Source organism: Mesorhizobium sp. CA15, assembly GCF_020165215.1.
Classification (GTDB): Bacteria; Pseudomonadota; Alphaproteobacteria; order Rhizobiales; family Rhizobiaceae; genus Mesorhizobium.
The window spans coordinates 470,895-492,848 of sequence record NZ_JAIUHQ010000003.1; the positions used below are offsets into that span (position 1 = coordinate 470,895).

A 21,954-nucleotide genomic window follows, 5' to 3' on the forward strand; every position below is an offset into this window, starting at 1 on the left:
TTGTCTTACTGCACCAGCACCGAGCGTCCGCAGGTCGCGCCGGTCACGCGCACATCGGCCTCGCCGACATGGACGCCCAGGGCTCCAAGCACGTTGTAGACGAGCTCGTCCACCGGCGCGGTCACGCCGTTGAGCAGCGTCGTCACCGCCGGCTTCACTGTGCCGAGCAGGGCGGTCACGTCGAGGCCGAGCCCCAGCGCGTTGATCGAGAGCGACAGGTTGTTGACCAGCGATGTCGTCAGCGACTGCGTCAGGTTCTTCGTCGACACCGTCTTGATCGCCTTGTTTGCGATGTCGGTGGCGTTGTAGGTCAGGTTGGTCGGCGTCATGTTGGTGACCGAGAAGGCCGACGAGCCTGTCACCTGCAGCAGCGGGACGAGCAACAGCTTCAGATCCGCGATATCGGCGTCGGAGAAGGACTGCGGCTTGGTGAAATCCGCGAAGCCGCTGGCATTGCTGTTGGCGAGATGGGCTGAGACCACGCCCGGCTGCGCGGCGATCGAAACCTTGATACTGGAGGGACCCGTCGGGCAAGTGATGTCGGTCAGCTTCGCTTCGGCATAGGCCACTTCGACGTTGAGCGGCAGGTGGACGGCGACAAGACTGGTGCCGCCGCCGAGATTGGAATTGCCGAGTGTCACGCTGGCGTTGAGCTTGATGCGGGTCTGCGCCGTGCGCACCACGGTGCCTGCCTCGCCCACCGCCAGCCAGGCCGAGTTCTGCATCGGCTCGCCGATGGCGATCGCAAGCGTCGTCGATGCCAGCCCCGGTATGGTGGCGCCGAGATTGACCGCGACCTGATTCGTGCCATTGGCCAGAGCGGCAGCCGCGGTGAACATGCTGAGCGCGCTGGCTGTCACGTTAAGGCCGGCCGGCTTTTGCCCGATGCCGAGATCGCCGACGGAGCCGAGATCGATGAGGGTGCTGAGCGGAATCCTGACCGTATTGGTGGCGCTGGAGGCCATGGTCTGCAGAGCGAGTTTGGCTGTGCGGTCGAGCCCCGGCACATTGGCCATTGCCGTGGCGATCTGGCCGATCGTTGCTTTGGAAGCAAGCACGTCGTTGTAGGAGACGCCGGTCAGATGCAGTTGCGTCGCCAGCGCATCGGTGAACGAAAGAACGTCGACATCGGCCGACACCAGTGAATTGTAGTCCATCACGCTGAGCGAGATGTTGCCGCCGAGAAGGCCGCCGAGAAGCGCGTTGAGAACGCCGCCATTGAGGCTGGCGAGCCGTGAGCCGACCGAAAAAGCCGCTTGCGGCTGCGCGCTGGCGATAGCGGTCGTGCCGAGAGTGGGCGGCGCCATGATCGAGCCGGCGAAATAAAGCGTACCCTGCTTCTTGAGCGTAACCTGGACCGCATTGTAGGGCAGCTTGCCCGCCTCGAACCGGCTGCCGGCGGCAATGGTGCTGACGCCCGTGTAGCGCCCCGGCACGACCTGGACGACGGCCTTGCTGGCGGTCGGCGCCACGGTCGCGCCTTGTTGCTGCACGGCGACCGAGGTGATGCCGTTGTCGCTGAGCGCGGTCAGCACCGCCTGCTGGGCGTTGGTGATGTTCGAGGCCGCGGTGATGGCGGCAAGGTCGACGATCGACTGCGCGGCGCGGCGCTCGTTGTAAAGGGAACCTTCGTCGATCGCAAAGGCGGTCAGCGCCAGCGCCACCGGCGTGCACAGCGCGGTCATGACGGCGAAATTCGCGCTCCGGTCGGCGAGCAGCCGTCGCGTCGCCGCCATGAAAGCAATCCCAGGAAAAGTGCGAAGCGGTTGAGTTCGGCGACCTCGCCGTAGCCTTCCGTCCGGAATTGCGTCACTGAAAACAGATGGAGCGGTCTGGCCATTTCGGGAAACGATAAGCCGCTCCAGCCCCCCCTTGATGGGCATCATATGCCTCCGACGCGGATCGTCGATTGACGTTGGATCGTCGTGCCCGGCAGCGGCAGCGTCCGGAACAGGTTCCAGATCGGCAGGTTGCGCGCATCGTAGGTGACCGAGACGACGAACTGGCTGCCGTCGACGGCGCTGTCCTGCGCGTTGACGGTCAGCTTGTTGGCGTCGACGAACGGATAGCCCGAGACATCGTGAGTGATGAAATCGGTAACCAGCGCCTGCCGCTCGGTCTGGTTGAGGCCGGCAATCGCGGTGCGCGCCGCGTCGGCGGCGATCTGCTGCACCGAATGGCTGGCGCCGAAATAAATCCCATATGCAACCATGCCGAGCAGAAGCAGGATGAAGACCGGCGCCAGCATGGCAAATTCGATTGCCGACGTGCCCGTGGCGTCAGCCCGGAAACGAGACCACGGAACAAGCAATTTTCGGTTCTTCAGCATGGCGCGGAGAATGCCAAAGGCCGCCTGCAAAAACAGAAAACAGCTGGAACAACCGGCAGGTGTGCCAAGTTGAAAGCAAGCTCTAAGCTTTAGGTTTCGCTGTTTTAGCGTTACGGCGCTCACTTTGCGTCAAGCAGGCAATGGTTGAAATAAGATTTCGCTCTGTCTAGTCTCCTGCCACCAGCCGCCGGAAGGAACCGGCGGCACGCCTGAAACGGGGCCGTTTCAACGGTTCCGAGGTGTCAAAACTTAAGAAGGCGCGGCTGAGGGGCTGCGCCGACAGGGAGAAACTTCATGCTGAAAGACATGCTGAAGGCGACGGTGTTCGCCACCACATTGGCCTTGGCCAGCGGCACGTTCTACACGCCTGCCTTCGCCGAAACCGTCTACAACCGCGGCGCCGCCGCCGAGGCGGAGACGGTCGATCCGCACAAGACGTCGACTGTCTACGAAGCCGATATCATACGCGACCTGTTCCAGGGCCTCGTCATGCACGACCAGAAGACGAATCTCATACCGGGCGCCGCCGAAAGCTGGACGGTGTCGGATGACGGCACCGTCTACACCTTCAAGCTGCGCAAGGACGGGCTCTGGTCGGACGGCACCCCGGTGACGGCGGACGACTTCGTCTATTCGTTCCATCGACTGGAAGATCCGGCGACCGCTGCAGAATACGCCTCGATGCTCTATCCGGTGAAGGGCGCCGAGGACTTCAACACCAAGAAAGGCAAGGCCGAGGATATGGGCGTGAAGGCGATCGACGCCAACACGCTTGAAGTCACGCTGAAGGCTCCGACGCCCTATTTCTTGGAGATGCTGACCCACCAGGCGACCTATCCGGTCAACAAGGCTTCCATGGACAAGCTCGGCGCCGACTGGATCAAGCCGGGCAAGCTGGTCTCCAATGGCGCCTATACGCTGGCGGAGTGGATTCCCAACGACCATATGAAATTGGTCAAGAACCCGAAATTCTGGGACGCCGCGAGCGTCAAGCTCGACGTGGTCAACTACATCCCGACCGAGGATCGCTCGTCGGCGATGAAGCGTTTCGAGGCGGGCGAGCTGGACAGCTATGGCGACCTGCCGACCGAGCAGCTCGCCGATCTCAAAACCAAATTCGGCGACCAGGTCCGTGTCGGGCCGTATCTCGGCACTTATTATTACGCGGTCAAGACCGACAAGGCGCCTTGGGACAATGTCGAGTTGCGCAACGCCATCTCGATGGCGATCGACCGCGACTTCCTCGCCGAGAAGGTCTGGCAGAACTCAATGCTGCCCGGATATTCGATGGTGCCCCCGGGTATCGAGGGCTACACGCCGGCACTGGCCAAATACGCCGACATGCCGCAGATCGACCGGGAGGATGCGGCCAAGAAAATCCTGGAAAAGCTAGGCTATACACCCGAGCATCCGTTGAAGATGGAGATCCGCTACAACACCTCGGAGAACCATAAGAACACGGCGGTCGCCATCCAGGAACAGCTGAAGCCGCTCGGCGTCGAGGTGACGCTGCTCAACACCGACACCAAGACCCATTACAGCTTCCTCGAGCAGAAGGGCAACTACGACGTCGCCCGTGCCGCCTGGATCGCCGACTACAAGGATCCCGAGACCTTCCTCGGCATCTCGCGCAAGGCGAGCGGCAACAACTACTCGAACTACAACAGCCCTGCCTATGAAGCCGCCATGGACAAGGCGGCTGCCGCAGGCGGCAAGCCCGAGGAGCGCATGAAGGACCTCGCCGCAGCTGAGCGCATCCTCGTCGACGACGTCGGCGAGATACCACTTCTCTACTACAGCTACCACGACATCGTTTCCTCGAAGCTGCATGGCTTCGACGACAATGTGATGGACATCCATCCGTCCCGCTTCATCTCCAAGGACTGACAAGAAACCTTGGCCGTGCCGCCGCTCTCTTTTTGGGAGCGGCGGTCGCGGTCTGTCGTCGTGCCGGGCCGAAAGTCGGATTGGATTTTCGGGCTGCCCGGTGCGAAGATCAGAGATGCCGGCGCGCCACGGTCTCGTCTGGAGAGCTGTCGCCCTGGCTGAAGCGGGGCGCCGATGCTGCGTTATGTCTTCCGGCGGCTGTTGACCGCCATCCCCACGCTGTTCGTCATTGTGACGGTGGCGTTTTTCCTGATCCGCGTCGCACCAGGCGGCCCGTTCAACCAGGAGCGGGGCTTGAGTCCCGAGATCAGGGCCAATCTCGAAGCCCAGTTCGGCCTCAACGATCCGCTCTGGCTGCAATATGTCCACTATCTCGGCAATCTTTTGCGCGGCAGTTTCGGCCCGAGCTACAATTTGCCGGATTTCACCGTCACCGAACTCTTCGCCAAGGGCCTGCCGATCTCGGTACAGATCGGCACCTCGGCGCTGGTGCTGGCGCTGCTGTTGGGCTCGATCCTTGGCACGATCGCGGCGCTGAATCAGAATAAGCTTGCCGACTATTCGGTGATCGCTTTGGCCACCGCCGGCAGCACCATCCCCACCTTCGTCACCGCGCCGTTAATCCAACTCCTCTTCGGGCTGTCCTGGAAGCTATTGCCGATCGGCGGCTGGGGCGACGGCGCCTTGATCAACAAGGTCGGGCCGGTGCTGACGCTCGCCCTGCCGCAGATCGCCATCGTCGCCCGCCTGATGCGCGGCTCGATGATCGAGAGCCTGCGCTCGCATCATATCCGCACCGCCCGCGCGCTCGGCCTGTCCGATTGGTCGGTGGTGGTCAAGCATGCGCTTCGCGGCGCCGTGCTGCCGATCGTCTCCTTCACCGGCCCGGCGGCGGCGGCGCTGCTCACCGGCTCGATCATCGTTGAGACCATCTTCTCCATTCCAGGCGTCGGCCGCTATTTCGTCGATGCGGCGCTCAACCGCGACTACACGCTGGTCATGGGAACCGTGGTGGTGATCGCGCTCTTCACCATCGTCTTCAACCTGATCGTCGACCTGCTCTATGCGGTGGTCGATCCGAGGGTGCGCTATGACTGACCTTGCCGTCGCCGTGCCCGAGCCGATCATCGGCCGCTCGCTCTGGGGCAATGCCTGGGCGCGGCTCAAGCGCAACCGCGCCGCCATGTTCAGCCTCTATTATCTGGCGTTCATCGCCGTCATCAGCGTGTTCGGCCCGATGATTGTGCCGCATGAATACACCACCATCTATGGCGACTATGTGCGCACGCCGCCGAGCCTTTCGGCCTATCCGAAGCCCGACATGATCCAGGGTGCGCTCACTGACGCCATCAAGCGCATGCGCGTCGACATCAAGGAGTGGCATCAGGATGGCAGCCGCGTGGTCGTGACCGTCACGTCCAAGAAGCCGGTCGACGACCGCAACATCCGCTATCTCGACCGCTCCGACGCTTTCGACGACACCAGGATCGAAAGCAAATCGCCCGACGGCCTCGAAATGACGATGAGTTCCGCCATCAAGCAGCAATATTTCATCTTCGGCACCGACAACACCGGGCGCGACCTGCTTTCGCGCACGCTGATGGCCGGGCGCATATCCTTGGCGATCGGGCTGCTCGCCGGCGTCGTCGCCGGCGTAATCGGCGTCATCTACGGCGCGACCGCGGGCTTCTCCGGTGGCAAGGTCGACGAGGTGATGATGCGCATTGTCGACGTGCTCTATTCGCTGCCGTTCATCTTCTTCGTCATCATGCTGGTGGTGTTTTTCGGCCGCAACTTCGTGCTGATGTTCCTGGCCGTCGGCGCTGTGTTGTGGCTCGACATGGCGCGCATCGTGCGCGGCCAGGCGCTGTCGATCCGCAGGCAGGAATACGTCCAGGCGGCGGAGGCCATGGGCGTCGGCCAGCGCGGCATCCTGTTGCGCCATGTCATCCCCAACCTGCTTGGCCCGGTGGTCATCTACATGACGCTCTTGGTGCCGCAGGTTATCATCCTGGAGAGCTTCCTGTCCTTCCTCGGTTTAGGCGTGCAGGAGCCGATGACCAGCTGGGGCGTGCTGATCTCGGTCGGCGCCAAGAACATCGGCTACGCCAACTGGCTGCTTTTGTTCCCGGCCTTCTTCCTCGTCTCGACGCTGTTTGCCCTGAATTTCGTCGGCGACGGCCTGCGCGACGCGCTCGATCCCAAGGACCGCTGAGATGACTGGTTCCGAAACGATCCTCAGCGTCAAGGACCTGCGGGTCCGCTTCCAGACCCTCGACGGCACGGTCGAGGCCGTGAAGGGCATCAACATCAAGGTCAACGCCGGCGAGACGGTCGCCGTCGTCGGCGAATCCGGCTCCGGCAAAAGCCAGACGATGATGGCGGCGATGAGCCTGCTTTCCTCCAATGGCGAGGCGACCGGTCAGGTCGACTACCGCGGTCGCAATCTCCTGACGATGTCAAAGAGCGAGCTGAACCAAGTGCGCGGCCGCAAGATCAGCATGATCTTCCAGGAGCCGATGACCTCGCTCGACCCGCTCTACACAATCGGCAACCAGCTGATCGAGCCGATCCGCCGGCATCGCGGGCTTTCCGCGGCGGCCGCGCGGGAAGAGGCGCTGAAATTGCTCAGGCTGGTGCATATTCCCGATCCCGAACGGCGGATGAAATCCTATCCGCACGAGATGTCGGGCGGCCAGCGCCAGCGCGTCATGATCGCCATGGCCTTGGCCAACGATCCGGACATCCTCATCGCCGACGAACCGACGACGGCTCTCGACGTCACCATCCAGGCGCAGATTCTGATGCTGCTGGCCGAACTGCAGCGCAAGCTCGGCATGGCCATCGTCTTCATCACCCACGACCTCGGCATCGTGCGCCGCTTCGCCGACCGCGTCTATGTCATGCGCCTGGGCGAGGTGGTGGAGGAGGGCGATGCGGAAGCGCTCTTCGCCAATCCGCAGCATGCCTACACCAAGATGCTGCTCGCGGCCGAGCCGACGGGCACCAAGGTGGCGCCGCCCGCCAGTGCGCCGGTGCTGCTCGAAGGCCGCAATGTCGAAGTCGTCTTCAAGATCGGCGGCGGCTTCCTTGGCGGCGAGCCACTGATGCTGCGCGCGGTGGACAGGATCTCGATCCGGCTGAAGCGCAACCAGACGATCGGCATCGTCGGCGAGTCCGGTTCAGGCAAGTCGACGCTGGGCCGCGCGCTGCTCAGGCTCTTGCCCAGCGACGGCGTGATCCGCTTTGGCGACCGCGACATTTCGGACGCGGACCGCCAGGCGATGCGGCCGCTCAGGCGCGAATTGCAGTTGGTCTTCCAGGATCCGTTCGGCTCGCTTTCGCCGCGCATGACCGTCGGCCAGGTGATCACCGAGGGCCTTTTGGTGCACGAGCCCTCGCTGACCGGCAAGCAGCGCGACCAGCGCGCCGTCGAGGCGCTGCGCGAGGTCGGCCTCGACCCCAATGCGCGCAACCGCTACCCGCATGAATTCTCCGGCGGTCAGCGCCAGCGCATCGCCATTGCCCGCGCCATGATCCTGAAGCCGAAAGTGGTGGTGCTCGACGAGCCGACCTCGGCGCTCGACCGTTCCGTGCAGAAGCAGATCGTCGAGCTGTTGCGCAAGCTTCAGGCCGACCATGAGCTGTCCTACCTCTTCATCAGCCACGACCTCGCGGTGGTCCGCGCCATGGCCGACTACATCATCGTCATGAAGCAGGGAAAGATCGTCGAGGAAGGGCCGACGCAAGAAATCTTCGACAATCCGCGCGAAGCCTACACCCAGACGCTGATGAACGCCGCCATCGATACGGCACGGTTCAGGATGAGTGCTTGAAGCCGGGGCAAGCTTAATCTCGCTCGGCTTACGGCGAGGACGGGCACCTCCGGTTCCGCGTCGCGACGATCACCTGCTGCTGTTGCTGCAGCCGTTCGATCCGGGCGGTTTCGCGATTGGCTATCGCCGTCTTCACGCGCTCGCCGCCCAGCAACCATGTCGGCACGCTGGTGTTGGCGACCTTGCCGCGAGCGATTGCGGTGCGTGAAATATCGGTCGCGGTGTCGCCGACCGCATTGTTGAGCTCGGGGCAGTTCATTTTGTCGTAGTTCGCCGGGCTGATCGACGCGGTGGTCGATGAGCAGCCCGCCGCGAACAAGAGGACCGCAATTGTCGGTAGAATGGCCGTCGGCGTGAACTTCATACTCTCAACCCTGGTTCGCCGTCCTGCGGTCCCGCGCATCCAGGAGCATGGCGGGTTGCCATTAGGCCAAAGTGAGAAACCGTTGTCGAGCGTTGTCGCACGATTCTGTTTTCGAAGATCAGACATCGTTCGAGCGACGGTATTGGCATAATATGCCATCCCCCTATATCATGCCTGTTGAACTGGAGCTGATACCGCGATGCCGACCCGCAATGTTGTCCTGACGGAACACCTCGAAGAGGTGATCGATCGGCTGGTGAAAACCGGGCGTTATCAGAACGCCAGCGAGGTATTGCGTGACGGCTTGCGGCTGATCGAGCAGCGCGAGGCGAGGGAGTCGGCAAAGCTGGCCGCGCTCAGGGAGGCAGCCAGCATCGGTTTCCACGACATCGAGCAAGGCCGTTTCGAGGATATTGCTGGAGACAGTCTCGAAAAATTTATGAATGGCCTGGGGCGGCAGGCAAGCTTACGCGCGAAAAAACCAGGCTTGTAACGCCATGGTCCTGTACCGGCTTTCAGCAGCCGCGAAGGAAGACATCGTTCAAATACTCGCCTACACGGAAGTCAATTTCGGCGAGATCGCGCGTGTCCGTTACGAAGGGTTGCTGATTGCGGCGCTGCGCGACATTGCTGCCGACCCCGAACGGGTGGGCAGCATCGCCCGCGCGGACCTGGGAAACAATATCCGCAGCTATCACTTGCGCTATAGTCGGGATCGAGCACGGACCGAACACGGCATTGTTCTGCGACCACGCCATTTCCTGCTCTACCGGATGACGCTTGAGGTCGTCGGAATTGGCCGCGTTCTCCACGACGCGATGGAACTCCGGCGCCATCTGCCGGAGAGCTACGGCGACGATTGACGGCAGTCCGGATTTCAGACGGATGGCGATTTCGGGAAAGGCCAAGTGCTTGTTTTTTCTGGTCGGAGTGGCAGGATTTGAACCTGCGACCCCCTCGTCCCGAACGAGGTGCGCTACCAGACTGCGCTACACTCCGTGACCAGACCGCGGGCTTATAGCTGCCGCTTTCTGATCCTGCAAGCGGCAATGGCAGTCCTTCTGTCGCATTTCCTTTCTTTCGCGAAGCTTGGCCCAATGGCATAGCATTTGGTTGTGAGGTAAAGGTGGGCTTAAAGGCTTTTGTCGTAAGTCCGACCCATGGGAGCCGGACTTTTGACAGGGTCGTTCATGAGCCAGCGCATCGTCAGTTTCGTCATGAGCGGCGGCGTCGGGTCGCGGCTGTGGCCGCTATCGCGCGAGGACAACCCCAAGCAGTTCCACGACTTCTCCGGCGATGGCTCGATGCTGGCCAAGACCGTGCGCCGGCTGGCGGCGCGCACGCAAGGCGAGACGCCGATTTTCTTGATCGCCTCAGAGCGTCACGCCGACCGCGTCCATGCCGACCTTGCCGGCATCGATCTGGCCGGTGGCGGACCACTGTTCGAGCCGACGGGCCGCAACACGGCCGCGGCCGTGGCGCTGGCCAGCCTGCGCACGCTCTCCGAATATGGCGACGAATTGGTTCTGGTGGTGCCGTCCGATCATGAGATATCGACGCCTGGCCAGTTCTGGCAAAGCATCGAGGCGGGCGCTGCCGCGGCAAATGCCGGCCGGCTCGTGGTGTTCGGCCTGAAACCGACACAGCCCGAGACCGGCTACGGCTATATCGAGGTCGGGGCAGGCCAGGACGGCGTCTTCGACGTCTCGCGCTTCGTCGAGAAGCCGGATCTTGCCACCGCGCAGGCCTACGTCGACGCCGGCAGCTTCTACTGGAACACCGGCATCTTCCTGTTTCGCGCCGGCGCAATGCGCGACGCCTTCGCGGCCCATGAACCGAAAATCTGGCAGGCGACGGAGGCCGCCTACGAGGCTGCGACCAGCGATCTGTCCGGCCTCTATATGCCGCTGGACCTTTATTCCGCGATCCCGTCGACCTCGATCGACTACGCCATCATGGAGCAGGCGAAAGATATCGCCATGGTGCCCGCCGGCTTCCGCTGGAACGATCTCGGCTCCTGGCAGTCGCTGCTCGATGTCGGCCCGTCCGACAAGGGCGGCAACGTCATCGTTGGAGACGTCGTCGCCATCGATTGCGAGAATTCCTATATCCGCAGCGAGGGTCGGCTGCTGTCGGCCATCGGCATGAAGGACGTGGCGATCGTCTCCACGGCCGATGCGACGTTCGTCGCGCCGGTCAGCCACAGCCAGCACGTCAAGAAGATCGTCGAGCAACTGGAGAAATCCGGCCGGCTCGAAACAAGGTTCACGCCAGCGCATGACCGCGTCATCGAGAGCGGCGCCTGGCGGCGGCGCGTGCGCCACTGGCTGTTCGAGGAGACGCTGCCGCTATGGTCGACGCTCGGCGTCGACGAACGCCATGGCGGCTTCCACGAGGCGCTGGGCTTCGACGCCGCGCCGCTGATGAAACCCAAGCGCATGCGCACCCAGGCGCGTCAGGTCTATGCTTTCGCGGTCGCCAAGGAGCGCGGCTGGGACGGCCCGGCCGACCGGCTGATCGCGCACGGCATCGACTTCATGGCGGGGCAGGGCCGCACCGATCGCGGCGGCTGGGTGCGCACGCTCAACATCGACGGCTCGGTCGCCGATCCGGTCGAGGATGCCTACGACCATTCCTGCGTGCTTCTGGCGCTCGCCCACGCCCATATGTCGGGCCATCCCGACGCGTTGCGGCTCGCAGAGGAGACATTCGCCTTCCTCGACGCGCATCTGGAGGATGCCCGCCTGACCGGCTTTCTGGAAACCTCCGACGGCGCGGAGGAACGGCGCTCCAATCCGCACATGCATCTGCTCGAGGCCTTCCTCGCCTGGCACAAGGCGACGGGCGAGCGCGCCTATCTGCGCCGCGCGGCACGCATCATCGATCTTTTCCGCAGCCATTTCTTCGATGCCGAAAGCTGGACACTGGGTGAATATTTCGACGACGGCTGGAAGCCTGCGGCGGGCGAGAAGCGGAGCTGGACCGAGCCTGGCCATCACTTCGAATGGGCCTCGCTGCTGGTCGATTTCGCCGCTCGCAGCGGCCAGGGCGAACTCACCGCTTTTGCGCGCAAGCTCTATGCCTCGGCCGTTGCCAACGGCCTCAACCGCGCCACCGGCCTCGCCTATGGCGCCGTCTCGCGCCAGGGACTGCCGCTCGACACGGTCTCGCGAAGCTGGCCGCAGGCCGAGGCGATCAAAGCGGCAATCGCGCTGGACGGCTCGGGCGGACCGGACCTCAAGCCCGAGATCGAGGCGCGCGTCGGCCGCCTGTTCCGCTGGCACATAGATCCGGCGCCGCTCGGCCTGTGGATCGACCGCATCGACGAGCGTGGCCGTTCGCTGGCGACCGACGTGCCGGCCAGCATCTTCTACCACCTAGTCTGTGCGCTGACGCAGTATCTGGACGGAACGACGGAGAAGGGGTGAAAGGTTGGAAGAGGCGGACGCCGGCGACTTTGTAGACCTTCCGGGCGATACAACCCTTTGGAAGACCCAGGGCATTCCGCCGACAAGGATTAAACTCCCAATAGAAGCCCGCAGCCGCTTTCCTTGGTACTTGCCCATCTTCGGCATAGCCTCGGTGTGGGCACTATCTTCTTCAGTGGGCTTCTACTCCACTGCGGTCCAAAACTGGGAAGCAGGAAATTCACTCGACCGGCTAGGGTGGCTTGCTGGGATCCTCGGCTGTCTTCTTGTCGGCGCACTGTTCGCGGGAACGCTAGCAAGGGCGGCAATGGACGCGGCGAGTTCACGCCCATCGCTCATTCTCACGAGAGAAACCCTATGGGATAGGCGGCAGCTGGATGGCCCGATGCCTTGGAGCAACGTCCAGCGCGTAAGCTTTATATCCAGTAGGGCTTCGTTGGCGGCTCATCTGAAACTTACCCGACCAGTGTATGTCAGGAGCGGGCTGTTCCGGTTCGGTGGGGCAGTCACGAGCAGGCTCAGATCAAATGTGGTCGTCTTGATTTCGGACCTTGACGTGGACGAGGGAGTGATCAAGAAGATCATCATGGCCCTTCCTAAGAATGTGCGCCCGTAACTATTCAGTAGGGCGCTGCCACGTCCCCCGTCTCGACATAAACCGCCTTCAGCTGCGAATAATGCGCCAGCGCGGCCAGCGAATTCTCGCGGCCGATCCCGGACTGCTTGACGCCGCCGAAAGGCATTTCCACCGGCGTGAGATTGTAGGCGTTGATCCAGCAGGTGCCGGCCTGCAGCTCGGCGATGACGCGATGCGCGCGCGGCAGGTCGCGCGTGAACACGCCCGCCGCCAGCCCGAATTCGGTATCGTTGGCGCGCTCGATCACCTCGTCCTCGTTGTCGAATTTGAGCACGCTCATCACCGGTCCGAAAATCTCCTCGCGCGCGAGCCGCATGGTGTCGGCGACATTGGTGAACACCGTAGGCTCGATGAAAAAACCGCCTTCGAAACCCTGCAGTGACGGCAAATTGCCGCCGCAGGCTAGGCTGGCGCCATCCTGCTTGCCGGCTTCGATATAGGAAACGACCTTGTCCTGCTGCGCCTTGTTGACCAGCGGACCCATCTGCGTTTCCGGATCGAGCGGGTCGCCGATGCGGATTTTCTTGGTGCGCTCGACAAGCCGCTCGACGAAGCGGTCGTGCAGGCCCTTCTGCACGAAGACGCGCGTGCCGTTCGAGCAGATCTGGCCGGTGGAATAAAAGTTGCCGAGCATGGCGCCGCCGATGGCGTTCTCGAGATCGGCGTCGTCGAAGATGATCAGCGGCGACTTGCCGCCGAGCTCCATCGTCGCGTGCTTCATCTTCGAGCCGGCAAGCGACAGCACCTTGCGGCCGGTCGGCACCGAGCCGGTCACCGAAACTTTTGCCACGACATCATGGCCGACGAGACCTGCGCCGACATCGCCATAACCCTGCACGACGTTGAACAATCCGTCGGGCAGCCCCGCTTCGCTGTATATTTCGGCCAGCGCCAGAGCCGAAAGCGGCGTGTTCTCCGACGGCTTGAACACCATGGCATTGCCCATGGCCAAAGCCGGCGCCGACTTCCAGCCGGCAATCTGGATGGGATAGTTCCAGGCGCCGATGCCGACGCAAACGCCGAGCGGCTCGCGTCGCGTGTAGGCGAAGGGTCCGCCGAGATCGATCATCTCGCCATTGAAGGCGGCGACCGCTCCGGCGAAATATTCCAGGCAGTCGGCTGCCGAAGGGGCGTCGGCCACCAGCGTCTCTTGGATAGCCTTGCCGGTGTCCAGCGTCTCGATGCGGGCCAGATCGGCATTGCGTGCGCGCAGGATGTCGGCTGCGCGGCGCAGGATGCGGCCGCGTTCGACAGGCTTCAACCGTGCCCAGGCCGGCTGCGCGGCCCGGGCGGCTTCGATGGCGAGTTCCAGAACGTTCGGTGTCGCTGAATGCAGCGTTGCGATGGTCTCGCCCGTCGCCGGATAGATCACCGGCAGCGGCGCGCCGCCTTCGTCCTCGATGTAGCGGCCGTTGACATAATGCGATGCCGTTGGCTGGGCGCGCATGGCTTTCTCCAGAACTGTTGGCCGATCGGGCGGTCTGCCCGACAATGCCCTATCGGTCCGCCACCTGCCAGCGCGGATTGATCCACGGTTCCTGGTTGGATGGCGCCAGCGGCGTTCGGCCAAGGATGTGGTCGGACGCCTTCTCGCCGGTCATGATCGAGGGCGCATTGAGGTTGCCATTGGTCACCCGCGGGAAGATCGAGGAGTCGGCGACGCGCAGCCCCTCGACGCCGATCACCCGGCATTCCGGATCGACGACACTGGTCAGGTCGTCGGCGCGGCCCATCCTGCAGGTCCCGCAAGGATGGTAGGCGCTCTCGGCATGGTCGCGGATGAAGGCGTCGAGTTCGTCGTCCGACTGCACATGGCTGCCCGGTGAAATCTCTTTGCCGCGAAAGCCATCGAAGGCTTTCTGGCCGAAAATCTCGCGCGTAAGCCGGATGCAGTGGCGGAACTCGCTCCAGTCGTCCGGATGCGACATATAGTTGAAGCGGATCACCGGCTTGGCCTTCGGATCGGGCGAGCGCAAGCTCACCGAGCCGCGGGACTTCGAGCGCATCGGGCCGACATGCGCCTGGAAGCCGTGCGACTTCGCCGCCGACTTGCCGTCATAGCGCACGGCCGCCGGGATGAAGTGGTACTGGATATCGGGATAGTCGATGCCGGCCTGCGAACGCACGAATGCTGCCGCCTCGAAATGATTGGTAGCGCCAAGGCCGGTCTTGAAGAACAGCCATTGCGCGCCGATCAGCGCCTTGGAGAAGGGATTGAGCACCGAGTTCAGCGTGATCGGCTTGGTCGATTCCTGCTGGATATAAAGCTCCAGGTGGTCCTGCAGATTGGCGCCGACGCCCGGCCGGTCGGCAACCACCTGGATGCCGTTTTCCTGGAGATGCGCACCCGGGCCGATGCCTGACAGCATCAAGATCTTCGGCGAATTGATCGACGACGCCGCGACGATCACCTCACGCCGCGCCTTAACGACCTGAATCTTTTTGTTAGCTTCGATCTCGACGCCGATCGCGCGTTGATTCTCGATTACCACGCGCCGGGCGAAGCCCTTGAGCAGTCTGACATTTCCGCGTCTGAGAGCCGGCTTGAGATAGGCGTTCGCCGCCGACCAGCGGCGGCCGCCCAGAATGGTCTGTTCCATCGGCCCGAAACCTTCCTGCTTGGAGCCGTTATAGTCGTCGGTGAGCTCGAACCCGGCCTGGCGGCCTGCCTCGACAAAGGCGCCGTAGAGCGGATTTTTCCGAGTGCCGCGCTGCACATGCAATGGTCCGCCTTTGCCCCGCCAGCCGTCCTCGCCGCCGTCGCAATCCTCCATGCGCTTGAAATAGGGAAGCACGTCGGCGAACGCCCAGCCTGCGGCGCCCTGTTCGGCCCAATGGTCGAAGTCATGCGCATGTCCGCGCACATAGACCATGCCGTTGATCGAGGACGAGCCGCCGAGCACCTTGCCGCGCGGGGTGGCAAGCACGCGCCCGCCGAGATGCGGCTCCGGCTCGCTGGCGAAACCCCAGTCGTAAAGGCTCATATTCAGCGGGATCGACAGCGCGGACGGCATCTGGATCAGCGGCCCCATATCGGTGCCGCCGAACTCGATGACGATCACCGAGTGCTTGCCGTCTTCCGACAGCCGGTAGGCCATGGCCGAGCCGGCGGAGCCGGAGCCGATGATGACGAAATCCGCTTCAAGCATTGTTCATGTGCGCCATAAAGTCGGCGAGCGAGACATTGCCGCCGGTTGCAACCACAAGGACGGTCTTGTCCTTCACATCCACCTTGCCGCCGAGCAGCGCCGCGAGCGATGCCGCGCCCGAAGGTTCGAGCACCAGCTTCATCCGCTCGAACGCGATCTTCATCGCCCGCCGCACCGAGGCGTCGTCGACGGTGACACCGCGCACCCCGGCAGCGCTCACCGCCGCGAAGGGCGCGTCGCCGGGCTTGCGCGCCATCAGCCCGTCGCAGATCGATTTCGGCCCGATCGGCATGGTCTCGATCGCGCCATGCGCCAGCGACGAGCCCATGCCGTTGAAACCTTCCGGCTCGACGGCGATGATCTCGGTCTTGGGCGACAGATAGTGGAAGGCCAGCGAAACACCGCCGATCAGTCCGCCGCCGCCGACCGAGCAGAACGCCAGGTCGGCCTGCGCCTTCTTCATTGCCAGCTGGTCGAGCGCTTCAAGCCCCGCGCCGGCCTGGCCGGCCACGATCTCAGGATCGTCGAAGGGATGCAGCAAGGTGAGGTGCTCGCTCTCGGCGATCTCGCGCGCCTTTGCAGCCGCAACTTCCTCGCGGGCTCGCTCGCCATGGTCGGTCAGCACCACGCGCGCGCCATAACCGGCGGTCGCGTCGCGCTTGGCGGCGGGCGCGTCGATCGGCATGACGATGGTGACGGGAATGCCCAGCGCCTGGCCGGCCGCCGCCAGCCCTTGCGCGAAATTGCCGGAGGAATAGGCGACGACCCCCTTTTTCGCTTCATCCGGCGAAAGCCGGTTCAACCGCCAATAGGCGCCGCGCACCTTGAAGGAGCCGGCCCATTGCAGCGACTCCGGCTTGACGAAGATCCGCGCTGCACCTGTCTCTTTTGCGAGCGCCGCCGACTCCAGAAGCGGCGTCACCTGCGTGGCCGTCGAGGTGATGGCATAGGCCCGTTTCAGATGGTCGAGGGTGGGAACGAGAACGTCAGCCATTATTCGCCTCTCGGATAGCGTTTGCTCTCTTCGAGATTGTCGAGGTTCATGTGGTTGCGCATGTAGCGTTCCGACGCCTTCTGCAGCGGCTGGAAATCCCACGGGTAGTAGGCGCCGTTGCGCAGCGCCGGATAGACGACCCAGCGGCGCGCCTGGCTTTCGCGGACAGCGGCGTCGAAGGCGGCCATGTCCCAGCGGGCCCTGACCTTGTCCATGAACGCCGCCACCAGGGCTGCGTTTGCCAGATCCTCGGCGAGGTTGTCACGCTCGAGCGGATCGGTATCGAGATCGAACAGTTGCGGCGCGTCGAGCTCGCAATGGACGAATTTGTATTTGCCGTCGCGCATTGCGACCAGCGGCGCGTAGGAGCCTTCGGCCGCATACTCCATCAGCACCGGCCCGCTTCGCGCTTTGCCGTCGAGCAGCGGCAGCAGCGACTGGCCGTCGGTCCACGGCGCGATTGCGGCGATGTCTATACCGGCGAGGTCGCAGAGCGTCGGCGTCACGTCGAGATTGGAAACCGGTGCCTTGATCAGCCCGTCCGGAACGCCCTTGCCGGCAATCATCAGCGGCACGCGGGCAGATCCCTCGAAAAAGCTCATCTTGAACCACAGGCCGCGCTCGCCCAGCATGTCGCCGTGATCCGAGCAGAACAGGACAGTGGTGTCGTCGAGCATGCGGGTACGCTTGAGGACGTCCAGAATCTCGCCGAGCTTGTCGTCGACATAGGAAATGTTGGCGAAATAGCCGCGCCGCGAACGGCGCACCTGTTCCGGCGTGATCTCGAAGGCCTGATAGTCGCTGGCGCGGTAGAGCCGTTGCGAATGGGTGTCCTGCTCGTCAAGCGGTATGAACGGCGTTTCAGGATCGAGCGCCTGGCAGTTCTCGTAGAGATCCCAATACTGCTTGCGCGCCACATAGGGGTCGTGCGGATGCGACAGCGAAACGGTAAGGCACCAGGGGCGGTGACCCGCATCGTCCTGCTCGCGCGACAGCTGGTAGAGCTTTTGCGTGGCCAGGAACACGACCTCGTCGTCATATTCCATTTGGTTGGTGATCTCGGCGACGCCGGCACCGGTGACCGAACCCAGATTGTGATACCACCAGTCGATCCGCTCGCCGGGCTTGCGGTAGTCCGGCGTCCAGCCGAAATCGGCGGGATAGATGTCGGTGGTCAGACGATCCTCGAAGCCGTGCAACTGGTCGGGCCCAACGAAGTGCATCTTGCCGGACAGGCAGGTATAATAGCCGGCGGCGCGCAGATGGTGGGCGAAGGTCGGAATGGAAGACGTGAACTCGGCGGCGTTGTCATAGACCCCGGTGCGCGACGGCAACTGCCCGCTCATGAATGACGCGCGGCCAGGCGCGCAGAGCGGCGAGGCGGTGTAATTGTTGGCGAAACGCGCCGAGCGCGCGGCAAGCGCCTTCAGGTGCGGCGCGTGCAGGAAGTCCGCCGGGCCGTCCGGAAAGAACGTGCCGTTGAGCTGATCGACCATGACGATCAGGAAATTGGGTCGCCGGGTGGTCAAGGCAGGCTCCGTCCGTTGAGCTTGGTTTCGAGATAGTCTTCCACGAGCGCGATCGCGGTCTGCGCGTCGGGCACGCCGTCTTTCAGCGCGCGGCGGATGTAGAGCCCGTCGATCAGTGCCGCGGTCGCTTCCGCCACACGGTCGGCCTCGGTCCGAGGCAGGATGCCGGTCAGCCCGCTCATCAGGTTCGAATTGAGCCGGCGCGCATAGATGCGCAGCAGCCGCCGCAGCTCCATCGATTTCTGTGCCTCGACATAGAAGGCGAGCCAGGCGGCGATGATCTGTGGCTGGAACTGGTCGTCGGAAAAGCTGACGGCGACGACGGCCGAGACGCGCTGGCGCGGCGTGGCGGCGAGGCCGAACGCGCGTCTTGTGTCGGTGTTGAGCTCGGCCAGGATGTGCCGCATCGTTGCGAAGAGCAGTTCGTGCTTGGCGCCGAAATAGTGATGCGCCAGCGCCGACGAGACACCGGCGCGGCCGGCGATCTCCGACATTGTCACGTCCAGCGATCCGCGCTCGCCGATCGCCGAGATCGTCGCGTCGATCAGCGCCTTGCGGCGCACTGGCTCCATTCCGATTTTCGGCATTTTGGAATCCGGTTCTGCAGTTAGATTATTTTTTATTGACGGATCAATCAATAAAAAATCAACGTGGGATCAACCTTTCATCTCGATCTGGCCCATGCCTGGGGCTGGAAAACGGTTCACTATTGAACAATATTGAATCACGTGCCGCGCGCGATCGTGCTAGGCTGCGGCGCAAATGGAGGCTGCCATGACCGCATGCATCGTCGGCTGGGCGCATTCGCGCTTTGGCAAGCTCGAAGGCGAGACGCTGGAGGGCCTGATCACCAAGGTCGCCGTCGAAGCGCTCGACCACGCCGGCATCGGCCCGGACGATGTCGACGAGATCGTGCTTGGCCATTTCAACGCCGGCTTCTCGCCGCAGGATTTCACCGCAAGCCTCGTGCTCCAGGCCGATGACCGGCTGCGCTTCAAGCCGGCGACGCGCGTCGAGAACGCCTGCGCCACTGGCTCCGCGGCCGTCCGGCAAGGCATCCGCGCCATCGACGCCAACGCCGCTCGCATCGTGCTGGTGGTCGGCGCCGAGCAGATGACGACCACGCCCGGACCCGAGATCGGCAAGAACCTGCTCAAGGCCTCCTACCTGCCGGAAGATGGCGACACGCCGGCAGGCTTCGCCGGCGTCTTCGGCAAGATCGCGCAGGCCTATTTTCAGCGCTATGGCGACCAATCGGACGCGCTTGCCATGATCGCCGCCAAGAACCACAAGAATGGCGTCGACAATCCCTACGCCCAGATGCGCAAGGATTTCGGCTACGAGTTCTGCCGCCAGGAAAGCGAGAAGAACCCGTTCGTCGCCGGTCCGCTGAAGCGCACCGATTGCTCGCTGGTCTCCGACGGCGCCGCGGCGCTCGTTCTCACCGACACGGCGACGGCGCTGAAGATGCGCCGCGCCGTAACTTTCCGCGCCAACGAACATGTGCAGGACTTCCTGCCGATGTCGAAGCGCGACATCCTCTCCTTCGAGGGTTGCGAGCGCGCCTGGGAGCAGGCGCTGAAGAAGGCTGGCGTCACGCTCGACGACCTCTCCTTCGTCGAGACGCATGACTGCTTCACCATTGCCGAGCTGATCGAATACGAAGCGATGGGGCTCGCCAAGCCAGGCGAGGGCGCCAGGCTGGCGCTGGATGGCACGACCGCAAAGGACGGTCGGCTGCCGGTCAACCCGTCCGGCGGCCTGAAGGCCAAGGGCCACCCGATCGGCGCTACCGGTGTCTCGATGCATGTGCTGACAGCCATGCAGCTCACCGGCGAAGCCGGCGGCATCCAGGTGCCGGGCGCAAAACTCGGCGGCATCTTCAACATGGGTGGCGCGGCGGTCGCCAACTACGTTTCCATCCTCGACCGGATCAGGTAGAAGCGGCCCGCATCAAAGCGCGCCCTCCGGGAGGCAACATGACAAATCCGGTTCTGGTCGAGGTCACGCGCGGCGCTGTGGTCGAAAGCGCGCACCGTGGCGCGGTCTCCGTCTTCGACGCCGACGGCAAGCCCGTCTGGGAAATCGGCGACACGGACCGCCCCGTGTTCCCGCGCTCGGCGGTAAAAGCAATCCAGGCGTTGCCGCTGGTGGAATCGGGTGCCGCCGATGCCTACGGCTTCGGGAACCGCCAGCTGGCGCTGGCCTGCGCCTCGCATTCGGGCGAGCCGGCCCATGTCGAATTGGCCAACGCGATGCTCGCCAGGGCAGGCCTCGACAGGACGGCGCTGGAATGCGGTGCGCACTGGCCCTCGAGCCACGACGCCACCATTGCGCTCGCTCGCGCCGGCAACGTGCCGAACGCCTTGCACAACAACTGCTCCGGCAAGCATTCCGGCTTCCTCTGCACCTGCGTGCATGCCGGCATTTCCCACGCCGGCTATGTCAAAGCCGGCCACGCTTTGCAGGAGATGGTCCGCGACGCCATGCAGTCCGTGACCGGCGCGGCGCATGACGTCGACCATTGCGGCATCGACGGCTGCTCGATCCCGACCTACGCCGTGCCGTTGAAGAATTTTGCTCAGGGCTTTGCCCGCATGGCGACGGGCAGCGGCTTTGCGCCCGAGCGCGCCAAGGCGGCGAAGCGGCTGCTTTCGGCCTGCATGGCCGAGCCGTTCCTGGTCGCGGGCACCGGCAGGGCCGACGTCGCGCTGATGCAGGCGGCACCCGGTCGCATCTTCGTCAAGACCGGCGCCGAAGGCGTCTATTGCGCGGCATTGCCCGAACTTGGCCTCGGCATTGCCTTGAAATGCGATGATGGCGCAGGCAGGGGAGCCGAAGTGATGATCGCCGCCGTGCTGGCGAAGCTGCTGAACGGCGATGAAGCGGTTGCGGCAAGGCTCACCGAGCTTGCCGATCCTCCGGTCGAAAGCCGCGTCGGCGCCAAGGTCGGCTTGCTGCGGCCGACGGCGGCGCTCAACTAGCTGTCTTCAGCGACAGCACCAAAGTCATCGGATTTTTTGGGGAAGCCTGGAAGCCATAGCGCTCATAAAACGTCTTGGCTCCATCCGATATGGCATGAACCAGGAGACCGCGAATGCCGAGAATAGCTGCCGCTTGGCCCGTCCGCAGCACCGCGTCCTGCAGCAGAGCAACACCCAGACCCTTGCCTTGCCAGTTCGCATCGACAGCCAAACGGCCAAGCACAGCCATGGGCACGGGATCGGGCATATTGCGCCGGATCGAACCGGGCGCATCCGTCAGGTCAAGTCCGCCCGATGAAAGGCAGTAGTAACCGACGACGCGCGTATCTTCCGCAATCACATAGGTTCTGGACGCACCGCTGACTTGATTGGCGCGCGCCCGCCGTCGAAGCCATTGATCCAGGCTGTCGGTCCCGCTTTGAAAAAGGTCGAGTTCGTGCGCATCGGCTAAAAGACCTGGCGCCGAAAGCATCAGTCCCGCCAAGGCTTGGGCGCATTCATCAGGCGGGCGAATCCCTCGCCGCTCGGCGGCTGGTCGAGGATATCGAGATAGTGCCGATAGCTCTCGGCATCGACCTTGACGAGCGTCTGGTCGAGCAGCGTGTCTTCGGCTGCACGGTAGGCGGCGTCGATCATGAAGTCGGAGCGGGTTTTTCCCCGTATCTTCGCGGCGCGGTCGATCAGGATGCGGATATCCTCGCGGATGCGCAGATTGACGGGCCTAGCGTGGGTGTCCTGGTTTTTGGTGGCCATGGCGATGTATCCTTCCATCGCCGATATAGCATTTTGCATACACAATGTGTATCTAAATCTGAGA

At 63.5% G+C, this 21,954-nt stretch carries 20 protein-coding genes and 1 tRNA gene; 10 read left to right on the forward strand and 11 right to left on the reverse strand.

Annotated features, from left to right (window positions below; genetic code table 11):
- Window positions 1-5: 5 nt before the first annotated feature.
- Together LB515_RS08845 and LB515_RS08850 are read right to left on the reverse strand one after the other, a co-directional pair.
- On the reverse strand, window positions 6-1,736 hold the full coding sequence (locus LB515_RS08845) for a TadG family pilus assembly protein (RefSeq protein WP_224707457.1): 1,731 nt from the start codon (window positions 1,734-1,736) through the stop codon (window positions 6-8).
- A gap of 146 nt (window positions 1,737-1,882) precedes the next feature.
- Complete coding sequence (locus LB515_RS08850) at window positions 1,883-2,248, reverse strand: TadE family protein (RefSeq protein ID WP_245340453.1); 366 nt, start codon at window positions 2,246-2,248, stop codon at window positions 1,883-1,885.
- A gap of 375 nt (window positions 2,249-2,623) precedes the next feature.
- On the opposite strand from LB515_RS08850, the gene LB515_RS08855 reads away from it, so the two are divergent.
- From LB515_RS08855 to LB515_RS08870, 4 genes are all read left to right on the forward strand, one after another.
- Window positions 2,624-4,216 (forward strand): peptide ABC transporter substrate-binding protein, encoded by a 1,593-nt coding sequence (locus LB515_RS08855; RefSeq protein ID WP_140845720.1) that lies wholly within the window; start codon window positions 2,624-2,626, stop codon window positions 4,214-4,216.
- 174 nt (window positions 4,217-4,390) lie between these two features.
- The gene (locus LB515_RS08860; RefSeq protein WP_224707458.1) at window positions 4,391-5,314 is read left to right on the forward strand and encodes an ABC transporter permease subunit; all 924 of its coding nucleotides are present in this window, start codon (window positions 4,391-4,393) and stop codon (window positions 5,312-5,314) included.
- The gene (locus LB515_RS08865; protein ID WP_224707459.1) at window positions 5,307-6,431 is read left to right on the forward strand and encodes an ABC transporter permease; all 1,125 of its coding nucleotides are present in this window, start codon (window positions 5,307-5,309) and stop codon (window positions 6,429-6,431) included. Before LB515_RS08860 ends, LB515_RS08865 begins: the two co-directional genes overlap by 8 nt.
- A 1-nt stretch (window position 6,432) precedes the next feature.
- Window positions 6,433-8,052: an ABC transporter ATP-binding protein gene (locus LB515_RS08870; protein WP_224707460.1), complete on the forward strand. Its 1,620-nt coding sequence runs from the start codon at window positions 6,433-6,435 to the stop codon at window positions 8,050-8,052.
- Between the two features lie 28 nt (window positions 8,053-8,080).
- Here the strand turns inward: LB515_RS08870 and LB515_RS08875 are convergent, their stop codons facing one another.
- Entirely contained in the window at window positions 8,081-8,416 is a 336-nt protein-coding gene (locus LB515_RS08875; RefSeq protein WP_140845723.1) for a hypothetical protein, read from the reverse strand.
- Between the two features lie 199 nt (window positions 8,417-8,615).
- Here LB515_RS08875 and LB515_RS08880 point away from each other — a divergent pair, with 199 nt between their 5' ends.
- Together LB515_RS08880 and LB515_RS08885 are read left to right on the forward strand one after the other, a co-directional pair.
- Window positions 8,616-8,909, forward strand: coding sequence for a type II toxin-antitoxin system ParD family antitoxin (locus tag LB515_RS08880; protein WP_140845724.1), 294 nt, complete (start codon window positions 8,616-8,618; stop codon window positions 8,907-8,909).
- Between the two features lie 4 nt (window positions 8,910-8,913).
- Window positions 8,914-9,279, forward strand: coding sequence for a type II toxin-antitoxin system RelE/ParE family toxin (locus LB515_RS08885; protein WP_224529993.1), 366 nt, complete (start codon window positions 8,914-8,916; stop codon window positions 9,277-9,279).
- Between the two features lie 59 nt (window positions 9,280-9,338).
- Here LB515_RS08885 and LB515_RS08890 read toward each other — a convergent pair.
- A tRNA-Pro gene (locus LB515_RS08890) sits at window positions 9,339-9,415 on the reverse strand.
- A 191-nt stretch (window positions 9,416-9,606) separates the two neighbouring features.
- Here LB515_RS08890 and LB515_RS08895 point away from each other — a divergent pair.
- Both LB515_RS08895 and LB515_RS08900 read left to right on the forward strand, forming a co-directional pair.
- Window positions 9,607-11,844 carry an AGE family epimerase/isomerase gene (locus LB515_RS08895; RefSeq protein WP_224707461.1) on the forward strand — a complete coding sequence of 746 codons (2,238 nt, stop codon included), beginning with the start codon at window positions 9,607-9,609 and terminating at the stop codon, window positions 11,842-11,844.
- 4 nt (window positions 11,845-11,848) lie between these two features.
- A complete protein-coding gene (locus LB515_RS08900; protein WP_224529990.1) occupies window positions 11,849-12,460 on the forward strand; it encodes a hypothetical protein in 612 nt (203 codons plus the stop codon).
- A gap of 4 nt (window positions 12,461-12,464) precedes the next feature.
- On the opposite strand, the gene betB is transcribed toward LB515_RS08900, so the two are convergent.
- The 5 genes from betB to betI are packed head-to-tail and all read right to left on the reverse strand — an operon-like array spanning window position 12,465 to window position 18,740.
- Window positions 12,465-13,928: a betaine-aldehyde dehydrogenase gene (gene betB, locus LB515_RS08905; RefSeq protein WP_224707462.1), complete on the reverse strand. Its 1,464-nt coding sequence runs from the start codon at window positions 13,926-13,928 to the stop codon at window positions 12,465-12,467.
- A gap of 49 nt (window positions 13,929-13,977) precedes the next feature.
- Window positions 13,978-15,630 carry a choline dehydrogenase gene (betA, locus tag LB515_RS08910; protein ID WP_224707463.1) on the reverse strand — a complete coding sequence of 551 codons (1,653 nt, stop codon included), beginning with the start codon at window positions 15,628-15,630 and terminating at the stop codon, window positions 13,978-13,980.
- On the reverse strand, window positions 15,623-16,624 hold the full coding sequence (locus LB515_RS08915) for a threonine/serine dehydratase (protein WP_224707464.1): 1,002 nt from the start codon (window positions 16,622-16,624) through the stop codon (window positions 15,623-15,625). The genes betA and LB515_RS08915 overlap by 8 nt, the downstream gene beginning before the upstream one ends.
- Window positions 16,624-18,153: a choline-sulfatase gene (gene betC, locus LB515_RS08920; RefSeq protein ID WP_224707465.1), complete on the reverse strand. Its 1,530-nt coding sequence runs from the start codon at window positions 18,151-18,153 to the stop codon at window positions 16,624-16,626. The genes LB515_RS08915 and betC overlap by 1 nt, the downstream gene beginning before the upstream one ends.
- Entirely contained in the window at window positions 18,150-18,740 is a 591-nt protein-coding gene (gene betI / locus LB515_RS08925) for a transcriptional regulator BetI (protein ID WP_224707466.1), read from the reverse strand. Before betI ends, betC begins: the two co-directional genes overlap by 4 nt.
- A gap of 187 nt (window positions 18,741-18,927) precedes the next feature.
- On the opposite strand from betI, the gene LB515_RS08930 reads away from it, so the two are divergent.
- Entirely contained in the window at window positions 18,928-20,094 is a 1,167-nt protein-coding gene (locus LB515_RS08930; protein WP_224545696.1) for an acetyl-CoA acetyltransferase, read from the forward strand.
- Between the two features lie 38 nt (window positions 20,095-20,132).
- Window positions 20,133-21,137 (forward strand): asparaginase, encoded by a 1,005-nt coding sequence (locus LB515_RS08935; protein ID WP_224707467.1) that lies wholly within the window; start codon window positions 20,133-20,135, stop codon window positions 21,135-21,137.
- Here the strand turns inward: LB515_RS08935 and LB515_RS08940 are convergent.
- Together LB515_RS08940 and LB515_RS08945 are read right to left on the reverse strand one after the other, a co-directional pair.
- The gene (locus LB515_RS08940; RefSeq protein WP_224707468.1) at window positions 21,130-21,609 is read right to left on the reverse strand and encodes a GNAT family N-acetyltransferase; all 480 of its coding nucleotides are present in this window, start codon (window positions 21,607-21,609) and stop codon (window positions 21,130-21,132) included. The two genes, LB515_RS08935 and LB515_RS08940, sit on opposite strands and share 8 nt — an antisense overlap.
- Window positions 21,609-21,890, reverse strand: a complete 282-nt coding sequence (locus LB515_RS08945) for a DUF1778 domain-containing protein (protein WP_224545693.1) — start codon at window positions 21,888-21,890, stop codon at window positions 21,609-21,611. Before LB515_RS08945 ends, LB515_RS08940 begins: the two co-directional genes overlap by 1 nt.
- Between the last annotated feature and the right edge of the window lie 64 nt (window positions 21,891-21,954).